Raw genomic sequence first — 21,999 nt, 5'->3', positions numbered from 1 at the left:
CTCGCGCGGCGCGAGACTCGCGCCGCGTCGTGCTGCTTCGTCAAGTCGCGGCACCCGCGGCCTGCCCGCGCTCGTCTGGCGGACTGGGAATCGGCTCGATGCGACCCAGCACGAAGACGATCGACAGGATCCCCACGAAGATCACCATGCCCGCGACCCAGAACGCGTTCTCGAACGAATGGGTTGCGCTCACGATGAAGCCAGTCAACGCAGGCGCCACCGCTCCCATTACGTTGCCGACGCAGTTCATGATGCCGGACACCGTGCCGACGCCGCCGCGCGGCGCGATGAGCGAAGGAATCGACCACGTCACCGCGCCCGCGATGGCAAGTCCGCCGAGCGAAATTGAGATCCACGCGATCGCCCAGCGCGGGTCGCTCGTACCGATCACGCCGAGAATGCCAAGCGCGCAGATCATGCCGAAGATCAGCACCGCCTTGCGTACACGGCTTTCGTCGTGACCACGGGCGATCATGCGGTCGATGATCCAGCCGCCGACGAATACATCGGTGAACGTCGCCCATGCCCAGGGAATCATCGCGTAACCCGCGGAGTGCAAGACGCTCATGTGCATGGTCGTCACGAGATAGCTCGGCAGCCATGTCAGGAACAGGTAGAACGCGTAGTCGTATGCGGAATAGCCGATCGTTAGCCCCCAGACTTTCCGGTTGGTCAGCAGATAGCCCAGCATGCCGGCCGTGCTCGACGCCGGTTGTCCCTCCGGCGTCGCGCCGCCCCGCTGGATGTACGCTAACTCTTCGCGAGAGAGCCGCGCGTCCTTCGACGGATCGCGATAGACGATGCAGAAGCCCGCGAAATACGCGAGACTCAGCATCGCCGATACCCAGAAGCCCCAGCGCCAGCCGAACGTGACGACGACGAAAGCGATCAGCGGCACGCCGATCACATTGGCGAATTTTGCGGACGCGTCGAAGATCGATGTCGCAAGCGCGCGTTCGCCGCGCGGAAACCAGTAGCCCGTGGCCTTCGAACTCGCGGCGAGTCCGGGCGCTTCGGCGACGCCGAGCAGAAAGCGCGCCGCGACGAGTCCGCCGAAGCCGCTCGCCAGCGCCGTGATCACTGACGACACCGCCCACAGAAACGCCCCCCAGCGGCCCACGCGCGTCACGCCGTAACGATCGAGGACGACCCCGGCCGGAATTTGCAGGAGCGCGTAAGCCCACGAGAACGCGCTGAACAGAATGCCGATATCGCCTGGCGTCAGGTTGAAGGCTTCGCTCAGTTGCGGCGCGGCGACCGAGAGCGTCACGCGATCGATGTAATTCACCAGAATGCCGATGCCGATGAAAATGCCGATCCACCAGCGGCGACGCGGCACCGGTTTGCCCAAGCTTGAAGCGCTGTTGTTCATGTCGTCCCCTTGTCAGTTCGTGCGCCGGCCTTCGACAGGGTCCGTGCCTATTCCCGATGCCTGCCGACGTTCGCGCGAACGGCCCGAGAGCAGCGTAACGATCGCCGCGAGCAGTGCAGCGGCCGCCAGGATGCCGAGCCCCACCGCATATCCGGAAGTCGTCGAACGTACATACCCCAGCAGATACGGACCCGCGAAGCCGCCGAGATTGCCGATGGAATTCGCCAGCGCGATACCGGCCGCTGCCGCCGTGCCACCGAGGAAGGTCGTCGGCAACGCCCAGAACGAGGGCAACGCGCCATATCCGCCGATTGCGGCGATCGTCAGTCCGAGGAAAATCGCTGGCAACGAAGAGGACGTGGCGGCAAGGGCCAGGCCCAGTGCCGCGACCACGCAGGCACATGCGAGATCCAGGCGGTACTTGCCGCGCCGGTCGGCGGCGCGCGACCACACGACCATCGTCAATGCGCCGATGACGAACGGCACTGCGTTTGCCGGGCCAATCCATTCATCGGCCACACCGAGCATCCTCATGATCTGCGGCTGCCACAGTACAAGCCCATTGTTCGCGGTGACGATCAGAAAGTAGATCGCACCGAGCAGCAACACGCGCGGATTCGCGAGCGTTTGCAAAGCGCTCGCCTTGTGATGCAGCTCGCGTTCGGCGGCTTCGCCAGTAATACGCGCATCGAGCCAGCGGCGCTCGTCGTCGTCGAGCCAGACGGCCTGACGCGGCGAATCGGCAAGAAAGCGCAGCGTCACGAAACCGAGCAGCACCGACGGCAGGCCTTCAATCACAAAGAGCCATTGCCATCCCGCGATACCGAACAGGCCGTCCATGCGCAAAATGAAGCTCGACACGAGCGAGCCGAGCGCGGTCGAGATCGGGTTGGCGAGCATGAAAAGTCCCACGACCTGCGCCCTATACCGCGACGGAAACCAGAAGGTGAGATACAAGATCACCCCAGGAAAAAAGCCTGCCTCCGCCGCCCCGAGAACGAAGCGCAGAATCATGAAGCTTGTGGGGCCGGTGACGAATGCACCGCATGCCGAGATGAGGCCCCAACTGATGAGAATGCGCGCGAGCCATACGCGCGCGCCGGTTTTGGCGAGCGCAAGGTTGCTCGGTACTTCGAAGATGAAATAACCGATAAAGAAGATGCCCGCCGCCCAGCCGTACGCATACGACGACAGGCCGATGTCCTTATTCATCGTCAGCGCGGCGAAGCCGACATTGACCCGATCCAGGAATGCAAAAAAATACAGCAGGATCAGAAACGGCAAGAGCCGTCGCGTCACCTTTCTCATCGTGCGCTTTTCGAGCGCAAGATTGTCGTTATGGTCGTTCATGACATGTCCCCTCGCCTGCCCTGTGGCGGTATCGGTGATGTGTTATTGATCGAAGAAGCCGGCCACGGCGCAGACGCAATGACCGGCTAGCACCGCATCAGCTCGCGGACTGCATGGCCCGCACGTCGTGGGGGCGCGGAATCGGCTCAACCGCGCCATAGCCTTGCGTCGACAGCGCGGCAGCGGCGTTCGCATAGCGCGCTGCGGCCTCGGCGCTGTCGCCAGCCGCCAGACGCGCGACGAACGCACCGTCGAAGCAATCGCCCGCGCCCGTTGCATCGACGACATCGACCTTGTGCCCTTCGATGCGCACGCGCGATTCCCCTTGGGCGACGAGAACTCCATCGCCGCCCAGCTTCAGGCAAACGGTTCGCGGACCGAGCGCGAGATAGTGCCGGACGATCGTTTCGGGATCGGAAAGACCCGTGAGCGTTTGCGCGTCTTCGAGACTCGGCAGCAGGTAGTCGGCGTAACGCACCGTTGCATCGATGATCGCCCTCGCACGCGCGAGCGGCCAGAGCTTCAGCCGCACGTTCAAATCGAACGTCACCGCGATGCCTTCGCGCTTCGCATGCTCGAGGGCCGCAAGAACCGCGTCGCATGCGCTCTCGCTGATGGCCTGGCTGATGCCGGATACGTGGAGATAACGCGCGCGGCCGATTACGTCCAGTGGCAAGTTCGCGGGCGAGAGACGGCTCGCCGCCGATCCCCGGCGCAGATAGCTGAACGCATGGCCGCGCTCGTCGTGCGTGACAAAGTACACACCGGTATGCGCCTCTCGATCCGTCGCGACGCCGCTCGTATCGACGCCTTCGCTGCGCCATAGATCGAGGAAGCTGCGACCGAAGGCATCATCTCCCAGACGTGTGATGTAGCCCACCTTTCCGCCCTGTCGCGCTGCCGCTACGCAAAAGTTCGATGTGTCGCCGCCGAAACCCTGCAAGTAGTCGCGGGCATTGGCCTGCGTCTGATTGAACTCGATCATCGGCTCGCCAATCGCGACGATTTCCGCTGCCATGTCAGATGCGGCCATACTTCGCCAGTCCCTTGCGCAACGACTTCTCGCCGATGATGAGACGTGCCTGTTCGAGTTCGCGCTCATCGATTTCCTGCGAGAGCTTCAGTACCGCTTCCGCATGCACGCGCGGCACGACAACGACGCCATCGATATCAGCCACGATAATGTCGCCCGGATGCACCTTCACGCTTCCACACTCGACGGGCACGTTCGCCGCGAGTGTCGTGAAACGGCCGACCGTCGTGCCTGGCGACACGGACCGCGAATAGATCGGGAAGTCGTAGTCGCGGCGGATTTCCGTCAGATCGCGTACGCCGCCGTCGAGAATCGCGCCGACGTGCTGGTTCGCCACCGCGCCCGCGGTCATCAGCCCGCCCCACACCGCGACGTTCGTCTCGCCGTAGATACCGATCACAATCACGCTACCGGCGGGCGATTCGTCGATCGCGTCGAGCGCGTGCTGCGGCGGCACTTTCTCGTGCGTCGGCGCTTCTAGGATCGTCACTGCGGGCCCGACGATCTTCTTGTCGTTGATACGCGGCTTGATCGACTCATCCATGTACCCGCGAACGCCTGCGATCTGATCCACCGCATCGGCAACGGAGGCCGTCGCCACACTCTCGAAACCCTTGATCAACTCTGCCAGTTCCATGTCATGCTCCTTTCGTTTGTAGTACACCTAATCGGTCGTTTGACGCTGCATTCCGGGGAAATGCATCGGGTGTCAATCGAGTGAGTCCTGCTCGCCGTCTACTTCGCGGTATAACTGCGGCCGTTCGCCTGCACCTTCCAGATACGGAAATTCGGCACGGCCGGGTTATCGAAATCCATTGCGTTGTCGACCCATTTGTTCAGATGCCCCGACACGACGTAAAGCGACCCGTCCGGACTCCAGCTGAGCGTATCGGGCCACGCCATCTCGGGATGGATCGCGTAGGTTGAGATGGCGCCTGTCTTTGCGTCGCGGAACATGAGACCATTCAATTCGAGCGCCGTCATGTAAAGGTTGCCCTTGCGGTCGGCGATCATGCCGTCGGTGTTCGAGGGCAACGACGCGACTCTTTTGACGGCGGTGCGCAGTGTCGATTCGCTGGAATCAAAGTCGCGCAGCAACGCGGTATCGAGCGAATACAGCGTATGGCCAGACAAGTTGGTCCAGTAAAGCGTGCGCTTGTCACCCGACAGCGCAATACCGTCGGCGCCTGTGCGCATCGGTGTCTTGCTGAGCACCGCCTCATTATCGATGCGGAAATGGAAGTCGGCTTCGTCGGTCGTGAAGACGGTCTGATCGAGCACGCGGTGCGCGCGATTGTGCTTCTGGTCATACACGATGAGTCCGCCGTGCAGATGGTCGCAGAAGATTCCCGAGTCGGTGATATACGCGAAGCCGCGATCGTTATCGACAACGACATCATTCAGGAACGAGCACTTCTTATCGGAGTCGGCGTCGTTGAACTCGTAGCGCTGAATTTCGCGGTCTGCCTTCAGGTCCCACAGAACGAGTTTCTCCGCACCTTGTGCCGATGGCTGTCCGGCAATGTGCCCCTGGTCGAGAATCCACATCACGTCATTCCGATCGATCTCGAAGCCAAGCACGGATTGCAACGCCTGACGGTCGCCGACCTTGTTCATTGCAGCGCTCGGGAAGGGCTGCAGTTCCCAGCGGCCGTTCTTGTGAACAAGCTTCGACAGCGTTGCGGGCACGTCAGGACCGCCCCAGCGCGCGGTGCTGACGTACATCGTGCCCTTCGAGTCGACTTTCACGCCTTGCAGCAGCACCTTCTTGTACGTCTGGTTGCTGTCGTAAGCCTGTTCGGCTTGCGCGTCGCCAAGGTCATAAGGCAAGCGATTCCACTCGGCCACCACTTCCATATGCGGCGCGCTGGGTGCCACGTTCGGTGACGATGCCGCCGCGAAAACCGTCCCGCTCGTTATGACCAAGGCGCCCGCCAGCGTGTGTCTGATATTGCGAAAGCTACGCATGTGTCTCCTCCGGTTGACTTCATCTTCTTCGGACGACCCGGCCGCGCGTCTGCCGCCGATCGTTAACTGATATCTTAGATATCAATTCTTGGGCGTGCAAGCGGCGCGTGCTAATATCCCTAAAAACTGCCCGTGCTTTGAAACAAGCACCGCCCCGGTCATACGACCAATAGTCGATGCCCCTTGAACATGAAGATCGAAAAGCTGGTGGAGCGCCCGAAGTCATTGACTGCCATCGCGAAGGACATGATCCGCAACGCGATCGTCGATGGCGAACTGCCGTTCGGCAGTCAGTTGTCCGAGAGTGCGCTGGCGCTCAAGCTCGGATTCAGCAAAACGCCGGTGCGCGAGGCGCTGCTGCAACTCAAGCTGGAAGGGCTGGTCGAGATCCTTCCGCAGTCCGGCACGTTGGTGTTCAAGCCGACGGAGGATCAGGTTCGCGAGATTTGTCGTTTTCGCGAGATCATCGAACTGTCGGCTCTCGAGCTGGCTATGCGCCTTGACGCCGATGAGCTTGCACAACGTCTGACAGCGGCGCTGAAAATAGGCCGCGAAGAAAGTCTCGACGATGACAGCCGCCATCGCAAGCAAGATGCTCAATTCCACGGGGCGATTCTCGAATGCTGCGGCAACGCATATCTGCAGTCCGCCTATCAACTCGTTGCCGATAAGATTCAGGCGTTGCGCGCGCGGCTTGCAGTCGGCGACAAGCCCGTTGGCACGTGTGACGACATGCATGCCGAAATCATGCGTCTGATCCGTGACGGGAACGTGCGCAAGGCGTGCACGGAACTGCGTGCACATATTCGCAGCACGGAAGACTCATACATCCGCGCGAGCAAGATTGATGGGAACGCGGGAGCGTAGTGCTCCGTCTTGACCATCGGTTCATTCACGGCCTTGGCGTGAAGGCGCAGCAGACCGTCACAAGATCGAATCTTCCACTATGCAAGCACTCATCCAGTCGCTCGGCGACATCGTTGGCAGCAAGTTCGTCTTCACGGGCGCTACGGAAACGCGACGGTTTCGTCAGGGTTATCGCTATGGCGGCGGTCAGATCGTCGCCGCCGTTCAGCCCGGAACGCTCCTCGAGTTCTGGCATGCGCTGCAGGCCTGCCATCGCGCGGGCGTCATTGTCATCTGCCAGGCCGCCAATACCGGGCTGACGGGCGGATCGACACCGGCTGACGAAGGCTACGATCGTCCGGTTATCGTCATCAACGCTATGCGTCTACGGCGGCTCCACCTGATTCGCAACGGCGAGCAGGTGATCTGTCAGCCGGGCGTGACGCTAGATCAGCTGGAAAAGCAACTGCAACCGCTCAAGCGCGAACCGCACTCGGTCATCGGCTCCAGTTGTATCGGCGCTTCGGTGACTGGCGGCGTCTGCAACAACTCGGGCGGCTCGCTGATCCGCCGGGGCCCCGCGTTCACCCAGTTGTCGATCCACGCGCGAATCACGGCCGACGGCGAACTCCAACTCGTCAATCATCTGGGCATCGATCTCGGTGAGTCCGCCGAAGCCATCCTCGGCCGGCTCGACGCGGACGACTTGCCCGACGATATTCCGGCGGCCACCGGGCTACTGGCGTCAGACCGCGAGTACAGCACGCATGTCCGTGACATCACCGCGTCCACGCCCGCGCGTTTTAATGCCGATCCGCGCCGGCTCTACGAAGCGTCGGGTTCGGCCGGACACCTTGCCGTCTTTGCGCTGCGGCTCGATACCTTTCCGGCGGACGAACATACGCAGGTGTTCTATCTCGGCAGCAATGATCCGGCCGAATTGGAAACGATACGCCGTGACATTCTGGGCGGCTTCGCCAGCCTGCCGATCGCGGGCGAGTACATGCACCGCGGCGCGTTCGATATCAGCCGCCGCTACGGCAAGGATATGTTCCTGTACATACAGGCCTTCGGCACCGACAAGGTGCCGCGCGCGTTTGCGGCGAAGAGCCGATTCGACGGCATCACCGAAAAGGCGGGCCTGGGCAATGCCGTCAGCGATCGGCTATTGCAGGGATTGAGCCGGCTACTGCCCGAGCATCTGCCTCGCCGGCTGATCGATTATCGCGACCGATTCGAACACCATCTGTTGTTGAAGATGGGCAACGAAGGCGTGCACGAGGCGCGCGCCTACCTGAAATCCCGATTCCCAACGAAACAGGGCGACTTCTTCGAGTGCACGGAAGAAGAAGGCAAGGCAGCGTTTCTCAATCGCTTTGCCGTCGGTGGCGCAATGGTTCGATATCGGGCCGTTCATCCGAGGACGGTAGAAGATATCGTCGCCCTCGACATCGCGCTGCCGCGCAACGCGACCGACTGGTTCGAACGGCTTCCGTCGCACATCACGAAAGACATCGAGCTCGCAATGTATTGCGGCCATTTCTTCTGCCACGTGCTGCATCAGGAATATCTCGTCAAGAAAGGCGTCGACTGCGACCGCATCAAGGATGACATTCTTGCGCTGCTCGATGCGCGCGGCGCCGAGTATCCCGCCGAGCACAATGTCGGCCATCTTTACAAGGCGAGTGAGGCCCTCAGTGCGTTTTACGAAGAACTCGATCCGACCAACGCGTTCAATCCGGGCATCGGAAAGACTTCGCGGCTCTTCAATTGGGGGAAGTCCGCGTATAGCTGCGCGTGCAAGCCCGAGCCTGCTGCTGCGGATGAGGAGCAGTGAGCCCCGACGTTCTTGTAGCTGGCGTACTCAGCGAGGAACCGGTTGATTGCGAGCGGCTCGGCATGAGGCACGTTTCGGAACGCGAGCCGGACGTCGCCTCCGCGTGTGCGGGAGGTGGCGCGCTTCATTTGGGGGTGCGGCTAAATTCTTGGACTGATTTATGCCGCAATTCCAAGACTCTGCCGGTACTCGAGCGGGCTCAGGGAGCCTAGGGAGACCTTGATCCGCTTTGCGTTGTACCAGCGGATATTTGAGCGCGCTCGAGCGCGAACAATTGCTGTCAGCAACTCGCAGCCAGACGGTGCGCGCAGCTGACGCCTAATTGATTGCGCAACCATTGTCGTTTACCCTTGCGGCATGGGCCTGCTTGCGTTTCCGCATGGGTTCGATGCGGTTCGTGGTCTAATGCTGTTGCGCACTAATCGTTAGATCCAGTACTCTGAAATGGCCAAGAAAAGCGATAACCGGCAAACGACCGAAGCGGGCGTGCTCCAGAGCGTGACGCTTATCGATGTGGCAAGGGTGGCGGGCGTTGCGCCGATGACAGTCTCCCGTGCCCTTCATCGGCCGGAACTCGTTCGTAGCGACACCCAGAAGAAAGTGCTTGAAGCGGTCCAGGCCACCGGGTACGTGCCCAACATGCTTGCGGGCGGACTGGCCAGCAGCAAAAGCCGGCTGGTCGCCATCCTGTTGCCGACCATCGCAAGTTCTATCTTTGCGGAGACCGTGCAGTCGCTCGTCGACAAATTGACCGCGTCGGGTTATCAGACGCTTTTGGGTCTCACCGCTTACTCGACAGCTCGCGAAGAAGCCTTAGTCGAAGCGATTCTCGGCAGGCGGCCTGATGGGATCGTGCTCGCCGGTACAAGCCATACCAAGGCGACAGTCGAGCGGCTCGTCAAAGCCAAGATTCCGGTCGTCGAAATCTGGGATCTCACCAACAAACCGATCGACACCGTCATTGGCTTCTCGCACGAAGAAGTAGGCAAGCAAGTCGCGCGGCACCTTCTCGCGAAAGGTTACAAGCGCTTCGGCGTCGTTTCCATCGATGATCCGCGAGGTTTGCGCCGCTGCAGGAGCCTGATCGCCGAACTCGCGAAACACGGCATTGGCAAAGCTACGTTCGCGATCCTCCCTGCACCGGCCACCGTGCAAGCGGGGCGCGAAGGCGCGGCCCGTCTGTTCGATGAGACGCCGCCGGAAATCGTCGTATGCAGTTCCGATACGCTCGCGCAGGGGGTGCTTGCCGAAGCAGCCAGTCGGAAAATGAGCGTACCTGAGCAGATTGCTGTGATGGGCTTCGGGGATCTAAGCTCTGCCGCGCACATCTATCCTTCTCTTTCGACAGTGCGAGTCGAAGGCGCCGTCATCGGCGTGAAAGCGGCCGAATCATTACTGTCGCGCTTTGCGCAAAGCTCGGCAGCCGGGCATCAGCCTGTGCACGTCAAGATCGATACTGGCTTCACCATAATCGACCGTCAAAGCACCTAGACGTCTACCAGCCGGGGGTAGCCGCATCGCTAACCCTTCCATGGCCGAAAGTCATCCGACGCGCGACGCAATCGTCAAATCCTCTAAGCGGGCCCCATCGCCCTGGCTTGATGTCGCTAGTCGATGTATTTCGGACGCTGGAATGTCTCGCCGCTTCTGCGAGCGAAGGCCCTTCATGGCCGATAAGCCCCCTTCGAACCAACTTCCGACTCTGATCGACCCGCTTGCTCACTGCACGCGTTTTTGCCCAAACCTCCGCCGTGCGGTCGGGGTTGTAACGATCGACGTCTAGTGCCGAGAGACCCGCCCACCCGCTCCCTGCCGCTTGAAAACGCGCGCCGATCGACAACCGGAAAATAGCATCGAACGCATCAATCGTTATCCGCTCGCCATCATCCCCGGCTCACGGCTTCGCGAAGCCCCACCGCCGCCCTCGTCCGACCAGACCAAGATCACAACCCGCCCCCACAATTAGCCGCCCCCCTCCGCGTAATGCACAATATCGGCATCTAAGAACGCGGAGAATGGCCCGTGGGCGTCAACTTCGACCTCAACGACTTGCAGGCATTCAGAGCCGTGGTGGAACTGGGCAGCTTCCGAAAGGCAGCCGAGGCGGTGAACATATCCCAGCCGGCTTTGAGCCGCCGGATCGACAAGCTGGAGGAAGCGCTCGGCGTGCGTCTCTTCGAACGCACCACGCGCAGCGTGACGCTCACGACTGTGGGCCGCGCCTTCGCGCCGAGCGCGGAGCAGCTGCTGGACGATCTCGATGTCGCCCTGCTCGGCATCCGCGATGTCTCATCGAGCCGATTGGGTCACGTAACCATTGCCTGTGTGCCATCCGTGGCCTACTACTTTCTGCCAAGCGCGGTTGCGAGCTTCCATCGCCGTTTTCCGCGCATCCGGGTGAAACTGCTCGATGCGAGCGCGAACGAAGTGCTCTCCGCCGTCATCAGCGGCGAGGCCGATTTCGGCGTCAGCTTCATGGGAAGCCAGGAGTCCGAGGTCGACTTCAAAGTGCTGCTGCAGGAGCAGTTCGTTGCGGCTTGCCGTCGCGACCACCCGCTCGCGCGCAAGAAACGCGTGACCTGGAACGAGCTCTACGAACACGAATACGTTTCCGTGGACAAGACGTCCGGCAATCGCCTGTTGCTCGATCAGGCTCTTTCGGCCGTATCGCCGCGCGCGCCCAGCGTGTGCGAAACACGTCACGTCACGACCATGCTCGGTCTCGTCGAAGCGGGCCTCGGCGTCGCCGCCGTACCGTCGATGGCCATGCCCGGACGCAATCATCACATCCTCACGAGTGTGCCGCTGGTCGACCCCGTCGTGAAGCGACGAGTGGGAATCGTGAGACGCCGCGGGCGCACGCTGACGCCGGCCGCGCAGGAGTTTCATCAAACGATTCTGGATATGAGAGGCGATGTCAGGAGCAGCGGCACATTAACCGACGACGTCGCTCCAAAAGCGCGCCCGAGCAGGAAGCCCGCGTCGTGAGGGTGGCGAGAACGCTCCGTTTGCTCTATGTGCAGGTCGTGCTCGGCATGTTGCTCGGCATGGCGCTCGGGCACTTCTGGCCGCAAGCCGGCTCGCTTCTCAAGCCTGTCAGCGACGGTTTCGTCGGCCTCGTCAGGATGATGATCACGCCGATCGTCTTCTGCACGATCGTCTCCGGGATCACGTCTGTCGCGAGCGGAAAAGCCATCGGGCGCGCAATCTTCCGGGCGTTGGGACTCTTCTATCTTCTGACTGCCGTGGCGCTCGCGCTGGGACTCGTCACGGCCTTTCTGCTGCGGCCCGGCGCCGGCATGCATATCGACGCCCGAAGTCTCGATACGACGATCCTCGCGCAGTATGTGAAGCAGGCGCATCCGGATGGTCTCGTCGCCTTTGCACTGAACGTCATCCCCGAAACGATGCTCGGCGCCTTCGAGAAGGGCGAGGTGCTGCCGGTGCTGCTGCTCTCGCTGCTATTCGGCTTTGCACTGAATCTGCATCCCGGCGCAGGCAGGCCCGTGCTCGCGCTCATCGATGGCATCGCCCAGGCGCTGTTTCGCATCCTCGCGATGATCATGCGGCTCGCGCCGCTCGGCGCATTCGGCGCGATGGCTTTCACGGTGGGCCGCTTCGGGATTCACTCGGTCGGCTCCCTCGGCATGTTGATGGTGTCGTTCTACGTGGCATGCGTGCTGTTCGTCGCGCTCGTCCTCGCTGCGCTTGCGCGCTTGCACGGCTTCGCGCTTTGGCGGCTCTTGCGTTATCTGCGCGAGGAATTGCTCATCGTACTGGCGACTTCGTCGACGGAACCGGTGTTGCCGCGCCTCATCACCAAGCTGGAGATGCTCGGCTGCGACAAGGGCGTCGTCGGACTCGTGCTGCCCGCGGGCTATTCGTTCAATCTCGACGGCACCGCGATCTATCTGACGCTTGCTTCCATGTTCATCGCGCAGGCGTGCGACGTGTCGCTCTCCGCGCCGCGGATCGCGATGATGCTCGCGGTCATGCTGCTCACGTCCAAAGGCGCGGCGGGCGTGTCCGGGAGCGGCCTGGTGGCGCTCGTCGCGACGCTGACGGTGATTCCGGATCTTCCCGTCGCCGGCGTGGCGCTATTGGTGGGCATCGACCGCTTCATGTCCGAAGCGCGCGCGCTCACGAGCGTCATCAGCAACGCGTGCGCGGTGATCTTCGTTTCGATGTGGGAAGGCGCTTGCGATCGCGCGCGCCTCGCCCGGATGCTGCGCGCGCCGGCGCCGGGCGACGCCGACGGCGCAGAGGACCACGCGAGCAGCACCTCGAGAAGTTGACGGCGAAGGCTGTATCAATGCGCGGCGACGCTATCGAGTCCCGTCGATTTCACATCTGCCTGAACGCCGGGCGATGCCAGATAGTCGAGGAGCGCCTTCGCTTCCTTCGGATGCTGTGCGCTCACGGGAATGCCAGCGGCAAAACGCGTGACGGACTGCAAAGACTCGGGAATCTTTCCGACGAAGGTCGCGCCCTTGACCGGCAGCAACTCGCTCACCTGCTGAAAGCCGATCTCGTAATCGCCGTTCGCGACGACCGAGGCCACTGGTATGCGCGGGATCATCTTCGCCTTGGGCTTGACCTGATCCTCGATGCCGAGCTTCGTGAACAGCTCCCGCTCGATATAGACACCGCTCGCGCTGTCCGAGTAGGCGATCGACTTGGCATGCAGCAGCGTCTGCCGGAGGCCTTCCGCCGAGCTGATGTCGGGCTTGGCCGCACCGTCGCGCACGACCATGCCGATGCGCGAGTCCGCCAGTTCCACGCGCGATCCGGGCACGACCTTGCCCTGCTTGATCAGCTCGTCGAGCGCGTAACCGACCATGATGACGGCGTCGGCCGGCTCGCCCCGTTCGAGACGGTTGGGAATGGCTTCGGGCGATTTGCCCATCGACGGACCCAGCGCCGTGTCGAGCGTGTTGCCCGTCTCGGACGCGAACCTCGGACCGAGCACCTTGTACGCCGCGGTAAAGCCACCCGAGCTCATGACGTGCAGGTCGGCGGCCTGCACGCTGAACGCAACGGCCGAGGTGGCGATGAGCGCAGCCGCGCATAGTTTCGGAAGCAGATTTTTCATGATCGGAGTCGTGTAGGGTTCGATAGACGCTTGGCGCAACGAGCGACGCGTCAGTGCGCCGGAGTCAGCGTCGCCGCACGCCGGCGATAGAGCGCAAACGTCGCCAGAAGCGCGCAGCCGGCGGCGAAGCTCATCCAGTATCCGGGCGCGGCCTTGTCGCCGGTCATGTGAATGAGCGCCGTCGAGATGGCCGGCGTGAAGCCGCCGAACACCGCCGTCGCAAGGCTGTAAGCAAGCGAGAAACCCGCCACGCGCACCTGAACCGGCATCACCTCGGTCAGCGCGACGACCATCGCGCCGTTATACATGCCGTACATGAACGAGAGCCAAAGCAGCACGAGCAGCATGTTGATAAAGCTCGGCGCGTGGGCGAGTATCGACAGCGCGGGGTATGCGGTTGCGATAGCGAGCACCGTCATGCCGACGAGCAGCGGCCTGCGGCCGATCTTGTCCGAGAGCGCCCCGCCGATCGGCAGCCACACGAAGTTCGACACGGCCACGCACAAGGTCACGAGCAGACTATCCGCGGTGCTCAGATGCAGGACCGTCTTGCCGAAAGTCGGCGCATAGACCGTGATGAGATAGAAGCTCGAGGTGGTCATCGCCACCAGCATCATGCCGGCGATCACGACGGCCCAGTTCTGGGCCAGCGTGCGGAACACTTCCTTCATGCTCGGGCGATGCTGACGTGCCTTGAATTCCTGCGTTTCTTCCAGATTGCGACGCAGCATGAAGATGAACGGCACGATCATGCAGCCGACGAAGAACGGCACACGCCATCCCCAACTCGCGATGGCCGTGGTGTCGAGGAATTGGTTGAGCGCGAAGCCGAGCGCCGCGGCCACGACGATCGCGACCTGCTGGCTCGCGGACTGCCAGCTCGTGAAGAAGCCCTTGCGGCCGGGCGTGGCCATCTCAGCGAGATAGACCGATACGCCACCCAGTTCGGCGCCCGCGGAGAACCCCTGCAGCAGACGTCCGACGAGCACGAGCGCGGGGGCCAGAAGACCGATCGTCGCGTATCCCGGCACGAATGCGATCAGGATGGTGCCGCTCGCCATGATGGAAAGCGTGACGATCAGGCCCTTGCGGCGGCCGACATCGTCGATGTACGCGCCGAGCACGATCGCGCCCAGCGGACGCATCAGGAATCCGGCGCCGAAGACCGCGAACGTCATCATCAGCGAAGCGAATTCACTCGATGCCGGAAAGAACACGCCGGCGATTTGCGTCGCGTAGAAGCCGAACAGAAAGAAGTCGAACTGCTCCAGGAAATTGCCGGCCGTTACGCGGAAAACCGCCGCAGCCTTGGAATGTCCCGGCGAAAGGGTGGAAGGTGAGGGATGCATCGATGTGTCTCCTGAAGTCCCGAAATTTGCGGAGTGTCCGCTCTTGTCTTTCGGGAATGATGGCGCGTCGCCATCAAAACGATAAGTGCAATGTTCTCAACGATTGATGTCCTATGGTTATCAATCGCCGGAAACGGTCGGCTCGGCCGACCTCCCGGATGTCGGCGCTCAGGCCATGAAACGGCACTGTGAAGCGGGCGTGCGCGTGTCCATGTTTCGACCGCGGTTCAGGTGATCGTCGATTTCCGCGGCGCAACCGAGCATGCGCGGATACAGAAAGATCGTGAACGCAGCGGTTTCGAGATCCGCCTCGCTGAATGCGCCGCGTTTGAGCGGTTGCCACAGCATTTTCAGCAGCAGCGCGGCGATCACGGCATCGACATTGACGCAGTAGACGTTGCGCGAGACGCCCGCGTCGAACAAGGCCTGCACCAGCGCGCGGTAATACGCATGAAACGCGTTGTACTCGCCTCGCGCCTCGTACAGATCGGCGATGAACACCTCGCGCGGATCGTGATTCACCGGCTTGTCCTTGAAAACCGGGTGATTGACGCCCGGCAGCTTGGCGATGTCGAGGCTGCCGGCCTGCTTCTGGCTCGCCTTGTAGCGCGCGTAATGCTCGACGGAACGGCGCGCGAGCGCGTCGAGATCGACGCCGTGATGCGGGTCCGCAGGATCGTCGAGGGCGCTGTCGTAAAACGCATCGTTGAGAAAGGCGATGCCTTCGTAGCCATTGCCGCCGTGCGTATAGCCGGTGTGCGTCAGAAAACCCGTCAACGCCTTGTTCAGTTGCACGCGTTCGGGTGATTCGGGGCCATCGGCGGATACCGCACCCTTCGCGCCTTGCGCCGAGATCGCACCCGGTCCGTTCGTGAGCAGCAATCCGGTCAGCGTCCTGAAAGCGAACAGGTCGTCGGCGGACGGTTCGAGGCCGAGCAGCGCCGCGAACGCAATCTCCGTCAGCGAGCGCTCGCCGAGCAACGCCTCGGTGGAAACATCGCAGAAGCTGTCGGGACGATGGCGCGACGCGTCCGCCGAAGCGCCGATCAGCGTGCCGAACAGCTTCGTCCACCACGGCAGACTCTCCGCCGTCAGACGCGAGATGCGCTTGCGCACGAGCGGGCCCCAGGCGAGGGTCGTCGTGATCGCCGCGAGCACGGCGTCCGCGCGCGGATGGCCCGGGCCGCTGGCAATCCATCGCACGAATACGGAATTCACGCCACGGGCGGCGAGACCGGCGAGCATGGCTTCGGCCTTCGGATCCGGTTCCTCGCAGAACAGTGCCGCGCTGCCCTCGGTGTCGATCGCGTCGATGTGGAAATCGCGATCGAATGCGTCGACGAGTCTTGCTGCGGCGAACCGGTCGATCATCAGCTTGGCCGCCTCGCGCGCCGCGCGCTGGCGATTCGGCCCGACGATGGCGGCAGCAGCCGCGAGCACGGCATTGGGCGCATTGCCGGCCTCGCGCGCCGCCTGCGCCGCCGCCAGTTCGGGCGTGCCGTACAGGTTGACCGCCGCGCCGACCGCGACGTCGATCAGTTTCTCATCGTTCGCGCCGCCGAACTCGTGCAGCAGCGCGAGGCACACGTTCGCTTCGAAGGAATGCGTCGACGCGTCGAGCATCGATACGCCGTGCAGGCTGCTCACCTGAGTCTTCGCATCCATCTGCGAGGCGCCCGATGCGTCCTTCAACGGCTGCCGCGGCGGAATCGCGCCGATCTGGTCGTTCACCCGCGCGACTTGTTCGTCATAGGGCGCGACGGCTTTCACGACCGCAAGCGCGAGATCGTCGGGCAAATCGAGCCCATGATCGGAGCCGAACCACGGCTTGAGCGCGAGGCTGCCTTCGGGCTCGAAGTCGGGCATCGTCGCGTTCGCCCGCATCACCGCCGTGAGCGCGGCGGGAATATGCGCGATGTTCGTCACCACCGCACCCTTCGCCGAGCAGCATGGATCGCCGGGCGTGAAAAGCCTTTCGACGCCGAATTTCTCCTTGAACCAGCGTTCCTTCGCGAGCGCATCGTCGGCGCCGCCCGCCATCGCGCCAGCATGTCCCACCGCGCGCGTCAGACGGCTTTTCCAGCGGCCCACCACGCACGCGACCACGGGCTTCGTGAAGTCCGCGTCGGCTTCGTAATAGCCGCCGGGCTCGCAGTACAGCACGGCAGCCTTGCTGCGCGCATCGTTTGCGAGCGCGAAGGCGAATTCCGGCGCGGCATAGTGGATGTAGACATCCTTCCCGCTGGAAATGACCGTCGAGGTGCCCCAGCCGCTCATGCGCAGGTATTGCGCAATCGTTGTGCTGAAGCCGCCGGAATTCGAGAAGATCGCGATCGATCCCTGGCGCAAGGTCGCGCCCGGATCGTCGCCGCCGAGCGCGCCGCCGATGCGTACGCGTTGCCACGAGTCCGCGACGCCCAGCCCGTTCGCGCCGAAGATGTCGATGCCCGCCTGCTGACCCATCGCGCGAATCTCACGCGCATCGTGCACGGCGATCTTCTCCGTGATGATGAAGATCTTGCGCAGATCCGGATTCACGCGGATCAGTTCGGCCACGCCGTCGCGCGCGGCCGAAGGCGGCAGATAGACGACGCCGCAGTTGAACCGATGTCCGGCTTCCAGCCCTTCTCGCACGTTGTTGAAGACCGGAATGTCGCCCGCGGGCGTCGCAAGCATCTGTCCGCCTTTGCCGGGCGCCGTGCCGAAGACGACATTCGCGCCCGAGAAAGCGTGGCTCACCGGCGTAACGTCCGATGATTCGCCGCCCAGGATGTTGAGCACGCAGACGCGGTCTTCGCGCGTCGCGATATCCGCCAGCGACTGTATGCCGACGAAGTATTTGAAACGACTATTGCCTTGCTTGTGCATGTCCGATCTCCTCAAGCCGATGCCGTGTGCGATTGCGCGTCGCGCGCGCCGATGCGCGTCGCAACTTGCGCGCGTCCGCCCGATTGCATCCATGTATCCGCACGGCGCGCGTACTGGATCACCTCGCTGATGTCGGAGTCGAAACCGAAAAGGCGATACGGCAGGCCGAGCGAATCGCAGGTGTCGCGCAGCGCGGACATGCCGCGCACGAGGTTCGGGCCGCCGCGTCCGAGCACGACATAGAGCGGCGTCGGTCCGTGCTCGCTGAAGTGCTCGCGCAGCGCATCGGCCATCGCGCGCAGGGTTTCGAAGATGTCGGTGTTGTTGGACTTGCCGCCGATGATGAACAGCACATTCGACTGCTTCAGCCAGTGCCGGAAGCAGATGCGCGCCACTTCCTTCATCTTTTCGTAGGGCGGATTGCCGCCGAAGTCCGACGAGATGATGGCCGCATCGCCGAGCATTTCCGTGACGAGCGAGTTCGCGCCGCCGCCGAAGGTGGGCGCGAGGATCGTGCCCTTGTCGTTGATCACGTAGACATCGCTTTGACCCTGGTGGGTGCGCAACTGGTTGATCTCCTGTTCGAAATCCGAGTAGTCGGCGGCGAACAGATGCGGGGGCAGGCCGAGCCGCGAGAAGCGCGGATCGTCGCGATCGAATCCGCACTTGAAGTCGCATGCGACGGGCGTGAGACGTCCCTTCTTGTCCTCGCGCATGCGGATCGGGTTGAGTTCGAGCGTCGTCATCCCGAAGTCGTGGAACAACTCCCAGAGCTTCGGCAACTGCTGCACGAGCGGCGAGATGATTTCGCGCGGCGCGCCGATCTCGCTCAGCGCATTCGCCACGACGAACGCCTTCAATCCGGTCAGGGCATCGAACGGCACCATCGCGACGTGCTTCGGATCGACTTCCTCGATGTCCATGCCGCCCATGTGCGAAAGCGTCATCGTCGGCGCGCGGAAACGCGTGGAATCGGTGATCGAAAAGTAGACCTCGTGCTTGGCCGGCACGCCCGCTTCGAACGTCACGCCGTTCGCCTTGGCTTTCACATGACCTACGGCGTGTTCGGCGAAGTACAGTCGTTCCTTTTCGGCGAGCGCCGTCTTGAGATCCGTGGCGCGGCCGAGCAAGCCCGCTTTGCCCTTCTTGCCCACACCGCCCTTGAACACCGGCTTGATGAATATCTGCCCGTGACGGTCGATGAGCGACTTGATCTCTTCTTCGCTGGCGCCCGGGCCCAGCACTTCGCTGGACGGAAAGCCGACGAATTGCAGCAGGCGCGAGCCGTGCAACATTCCGGTGATCTGCATGTGACGTGTCTCCTGATTTGAGCAATGACGAATGAAGCGGATACTGGAAGTGCATCGACTCGCTGCGGCAGGCGCGAGATGCACCGCTGCCGTAGACGCGCTCGAAAGCGGCGGCAGGATTCAAGTAGCGAGGTGGGTTACGCGAGATAGGCGTCGACGACTCTTGACGGCAGCCCTGAACGGGCGTGCACCGGGATGCAGCGAAACGCTGTGCTGCGCTTCGTGCCTGTCTCCGACGCGTTCTCTTTTATGAACGTCTTGAGACCAGATACTTGCGCAAGAAGGCTGAAACAAGAAGTGCAATTTTTCGAAGCATTGATGTTCAAACGTTATCAATGCCGAAAAAGGCGGCGACTGGACGACGCGTTGCACGCCGGTAGCGCCGCCTGATTTTGGCGCTCGGAGAAGAAAGCCCCTCGTGACTGACGGCCGCGATGAAACGAACCGTCAGAACGTCCCGGGAAACGAGCCCCCATCCATCAGGATGTTTTGACCGGTCAGGTAGCCCGCGTGTCCGCTGCACAGGAAAGCGCACATCGCGCCGAACTCCTGCGCCGTGCCGAATCTCCCTACCGGTATTGCCTGACGTTTCGCTTCGAGCACAGCGTCATACGCCTTGCCCTGCGCGGTAGCGGCCGCTTGGGTGGACTGCTTCAGGCGGTCGGTATCGAACAAGCCCGGCAGCAGATTGTTGATGGTCACGTTATGCTCCGCGATCCGTTTCTGCCGGGCCAGACCCGCGACGAAGCCGGTCAGGCCGGAACGCGCGCCGTTGGACAGCCCGAGCACATCGATGGGCGCCTTCACCGCACCCGACGTGATGTTGACGATCCGGCCGAAGCCTCGCTCGGCCATCGCATCGACGGTGGCGCGCATCAGTTCGATGGCCGTCAGCATGTTCGCATCGAGCGCCGCGATCCAGTCGTCTCGGGTCCAGTCGCGAAAATCGCCCGGCGGCGGGCCGCCCGCATTGTTGATCAGGATGTCGATGCGAGGCGCCGCGCTCAGTGCCCGCTCCCGACCGGCGCTCGTCGTGATATCGCCTGCCACCGCGATCACCTGAACGCGGGGATTCAGTTGCCGAAGCCCGGCTGCCGTCGATTCGAGCGCGTCCTCGCCGCGCGCCGTCACCACGACGTTGACGCCTTCAGCGACCAGCGCTTCGGCGCAGCCCTTACCCAGCCCCTTGCTCGCGGCGCAAACGAGCGCCCATTTACCCTCGATCTGCAGATCCATTGCGCGTCCAACCTCCAATCAAATGACAGATTCTTCTCGTTGAGTCATGGCCCCGGCCGTGCGCGCGCGGAAAGCCTGTGCAACACGCGGCTCGTGAAAGTTGTGCGGCCCGATCTCCTCGATCGACCGGACGCCGGTCAGCGCCATCGTCACGTCGAGTTCGTTCCGCACAATCTCGAGCATGCGCGCGACGCCGGGTTCGCCCATCGCGCCGAGGGCATACATGAAGGCTCGGCCGACCATCGTGCCCTTCGCGCCCAGCGCGAGCGCCTTCATCACATCCTGGCCGGTGCGGATGCCGCCATCGACCCACACTTCAGTGGCGTCGCCCACGGCATCCACCACGGCGGGCAAGGCCTCGACCGTCGACGGCGCGCCGTCGAGCTGCCGTCCGCCATGATTGCTGACGACGATGGCATCGGCGCCCAGCGAAGCCGCCATGCGCGCATCCTCGGCGCACATGATGCCCTTGAGCACCAGCTTGCCGGGCCAGAGACTGCGGATATGCGCGATGTCGTTCCAGTCGAGGCTCGGATCGAATTGCGATGCGACCCACTTGCTGATCGCGATCACATCGTCACCGCCCTTGATGAAGCCGGCGAGATTGCCGAAGTTGCGTCTGCCCGAAGCGGCGCGCATCACCCAGCCCGGCTTGCGCAGAAAATCAAGCAGGTTCGCCGCCGTCAGGCGAGGCGGCACGGTCATGCCGTTCTTGAGATCCTTGTGACGCTGCCCGTTGATCTGCAGATCGAGCGTGACCACCAGCGCCGAACAACCGGCGGCCTTCGCGCGCTCGATCAGCGACTGGTTGAAGCCACGGTCGCGCATGACGTAGAGCTGAAACCAGAACGGCGCCTTCGTATGAGCCGCAACGTCCTCGATCGAACAGATGCTCACGGTCGAGAGCGTGAACGGCACGCCGAAGCGCTCGGCCGCGCGCGCACCCAGGATCTCGCCGTTGGCCCATTGCATGCCCGTCAGTCCGGTCGGTGCGATGGCCACGGGCATTGCGACCCGCTGTCCGAGCATCGTGCTTGCGGTGCTGCGCCCTTCCACGTTCACGCCCACGCGTTGCTTGAGCGTCAGCCGGGCGAACGCGCGACCGTTCTCGCGATAAGTCGATTCGGTGTACGAGCCACTATCGACGTAATCGTAGAACGCCTTGGGCACCCGCTTTTTCGCCATGAGGCGAAGGTCTTCGACACACGTTACTGTTTGCATTGAAGCTCGAACTCCGACAGAAGATCTTTTCAAACGACACGCAACGCCGGCATGGCGAGCGAATCAGGAAAGCGCGCCGACGGCCGTTTCCCCGACGTCTTCCGATACCGCGACTGGCCGGTGCACGAGCAGCAGATACGCCACCGCCGAGAGCAGCGCGATGACCGCGCTCACGATCAGCGAGGCGACGAACGAATGCGTCCGGTCCACGACGATGCCGGTGACGATCGGCGCGGCCGAGCCGGCCAGGAAGCCGCCGAAGTTCTGGATGCCGCCGAGCGAGGCCACCGCCTGACGCGGCGCGGCGATCGAGATCAGCGACCACGCGCCGCCCGATGCCAGATTGATGAAGAACATGGCGCCCGAGATGTAGATCACGGCGAGCGTGGTGGACGGCGTCAGCGCCGCCGGAACGGTGAACGCCGCCCAGTACGTGAACGCGCGGCCCGCCTCGGCATAGGCCTTCTGCGTGAGCAGCATGCGACGCACATCCGGATGCACGATGATCGGATCGGCG

At 62.8% G+C, this 21,999-nt stretch carries 16 protein-coding genes and 2 pseudogenes; 5 read left to right on the top strand and 13 right to left on the bottom strand.

Features of this window, described 5'->3' with window-relative positions; all coding sequences use genetic code 11:
* Positions 1–40 precede the first annotated feature (40 nt).
* The 5 genes from QCE49_RS16230 to QCE49_RS16210 all read right to left on the bottom strand — a co-directional run bounded on the left by QCE49_RS16230 (position 41) and on the right by QCE49_RS16210 (position 5,723).
* A complete protein-coding gene (locus QCE49_RS16230) occupies positions 41–1,372 on the bottom strand; it encodes an MFS transporter (RefSeq protein WP_250437202.1) in 1,332 nt (443 codons plus the stop codon).
* A 12-nt stretch (positions 1,373–1,384) separates the two neighbouring features.
* Entirely contained in the window at positions 1,385–2,722 is a 1,338-nt protein-coding gene (locus QCE49_RS16225) for an MFS transporter (RefSeq protein WP_250456889.1), read from the bottom strand.
* Between the two features lie 97 nt (positions 2,723–2,819).
* On the bottom strand, positions 2,820–3,755 hold the full coding sequence (locus QCE49_RS16220; protein WP_409017238.1) for a sugar kinase: 936 nt from the start codon (positions 3,753–3,755) through the stop codon (positions 2,820–2,822).
* Complete coding sequence (locus QCE49_RS16215) at positions 3,742–4,392, bottom strand: RraA family protein (protein ID WP_250437200.1); 651 nt, start codon at positions 4,390–4,392, stop codon at positions 3,742–3,744. Before QCE49_RS16215 ends, QCE49_RS16220 begins: the two co-directional genes overlap by 14 nt.
* A gap of 98 nt (positions 4,393–4,490) precedes the next feature.
* Positions 4,491–5,723: an L-dopachrome tautomerase-related protein gene (locus QCE49_RS16210; RefSeq protein ID WP_309806163.1), complete on the bottom strand. Its 1,233-nt coding sequence runs from the start codon at positions 5,721–5,723 to the stop codon at positions 4,491–4,493.
* Positions 5,724–5,912: 189 nt separating this feature from the next.
* On the opposite strand from QCE49_RS16210, the gene QCE49_RS16205 reads away from it, so the two are divergent.
* Together QCE49_RS16205 and dld are read left to right on the top strand one after the other, a co-directional pair.
* Entirely contained in the window at positions 5,913–6,590 is a 678-nt protein-coding gene (locus tag QCE49_RS16205; RefSeq protein ID WP_250437197.1) for a GntR family transcriptional regulator, read from the top strand.
* Positions 6,591–6,669: 79 nt separating this feature from the next.
* Positions 6,670–8,406, top strand: coding sequence for a D-lactate dehydrogenase (gene dld, locus QCE49_RS16200; protein ID WP_250456888.1), 1,737 nt, complete (start codon positions 6,670–6,672; stop codon positions 8,404–8,406).
* Between the two features lie 158 nt (positions 8,407–8,564).
* Here the strand turns inward: dld and QCE49_RS16195 are convergent.
* A pseudogene (locus tag QCE49_RS16195) lies at positions 8,565–8,657 on the bottom strand (IS3 family transposase); the annotation flags it as partial.
* 193 nt (positions 8,658–8,850) lie between these two features.
* Between QCE49_RS16195 and QCE49_RS16190 the strand changes: the two are divergent.
* From QCE49_RS16190 to dctA, 3 genes are all read left to right on the top strand, one after another.
* Positions 8,851–9,897 carry a LacI family DNA-binding transcriptional regulator gene (locus QCE49_RS16190; protein ID WP_250456887.1) on the top strand — a complete coding sequence of 349 codons (1,047 nt, stop codon included), beginning with the start codon at positions 8,851–8,853 and terminating at the stop codon, positions 9,895–9,897.
* A 531-nt stretch (positions 9,898–10,428) separates the two neighbouring features.
* The gene (locus tag QCE49_RS16185; RefSeq protein ID WP_008346814.1) at positions 10,429–11,394 is read left to right on the top strand and encodes a LysR family transcriptional regulator; all 966 of its coding nucleotides are present in this window, start codon (positions 10,429–10,431) and stop codon (positions 11,392–11,394) included.
* Positions 11,391–12,701, top strand: coding sequence for a C4-dicarboxylate transporter DctA (dctA, locus tag QCE49_RS16180; protein WP_250456886.1), 1,311 nt, complete (start codon positions 11,391–11,393; stop codon positions 12,699–12,701). Before QCE49_RS16185 ends, dctA begins: the two co-directional genes overlap by 4 nt.
* Before the next feature lie 14 nt (positions 12,702–12,715).
* On the opposite strand, the gene QCE49_RS16175 is transcribed toward dctA, so the two are convergent.
* From QCE49_RS16175 to QCE49_RS16145, 7 genes and pseudogenes are all read right to left on the bottom strand, one after another.
* Positions 12,716–13,498, bottom strand: coding sequence for a substrate-binding domain-containing protein (locus QCE49_RS16175; protein WP_250456885.1), 783 nt, complete (start codon positions 13,496–13,498; stop codon positions 12,716–12,718).
* A gap of 50 nt (positions 13,499–13,548) precedes the next feature.
* Positions 13,549–14,847, bottom strand: a complete 1,299-nt coding sequence (locus QCE49_RS16170; protein ID WP_008346820.1) for an MFS transporter — start codon at positions 14,845–14,847, stop codon at positions 13,549–13,551.
* 168 nt (positions 14,848–15,015) lie between these two features.
* Positions 15,016–17,715, bottom strand: a complete 2,700-nt coding sequence (locus QCE49_RS16165; RefSeq protein ID WP_250456884.1) for a CoA-binding protein — start codon at positions 17,713–17,715, stop codon at positions 15,016–15,018.
* A gap of 11 nt (positions 17,716–17,726) precedes the next feature.
* Entirely contained in the window at positions 17,727–19,025 is a 1,299-nt protein-coding gene (locus QCE49_RS16160) for an ATP citrate lyase citrate-binding domain-containing protein (protein ID WP_175981551.1), read from the bottom strand.
* Positions 19,026–19,472: 447 nt separating this feature from the next.
* Positions 19,473–20,261 carry an SDR family oxidoreductase gene (locus QCE49_RS16155; protein ID WP_250437338.1) on the bottom strand — a complete coding sequence of 263 codons (789 nt, stop codon included), beginning with the start codon at positions 20,259–20,261 and terminating at the stop codon, positions 19,473–19,475.
* Positions 20,262–20,279: 18 nt separating this feature from the next.
* The gene (locus QCE49_RS16150; RefSeq protein WP_081851806.1) at positions 20,280–21,482 is read right to left on the bottom strand and encodes an alpha-hydroxy acid oxidase; all 1,203 of its coding nucleotides are present in this window, start codon (positions 21,480–21,482) and stop codon (positions 20,280–20,282) included.
* 63 nt (positions 21,483–21,545) lie between these two features.
* Positions 21,546–21,999, bottom strand: a pseudogene (locus QCE49_RS16145) (hypothetical protein); the annotation flags it as partial.

Source organism: Caballeronia sp. LZ008, from assembly GCF_031451435.1.
GTDB lineage: Bacteria > Pseudomonadota > Gammaproteobacteria > Burkholderiales > Burkholderiaceae > Caballeronia > Caballeronia zhejiangensis.
The sequence above is the reverse complement of the archived record's forward strand: the minus strand, read 5'-3'. Positions and strand labels throughout refer to the sequence as shown.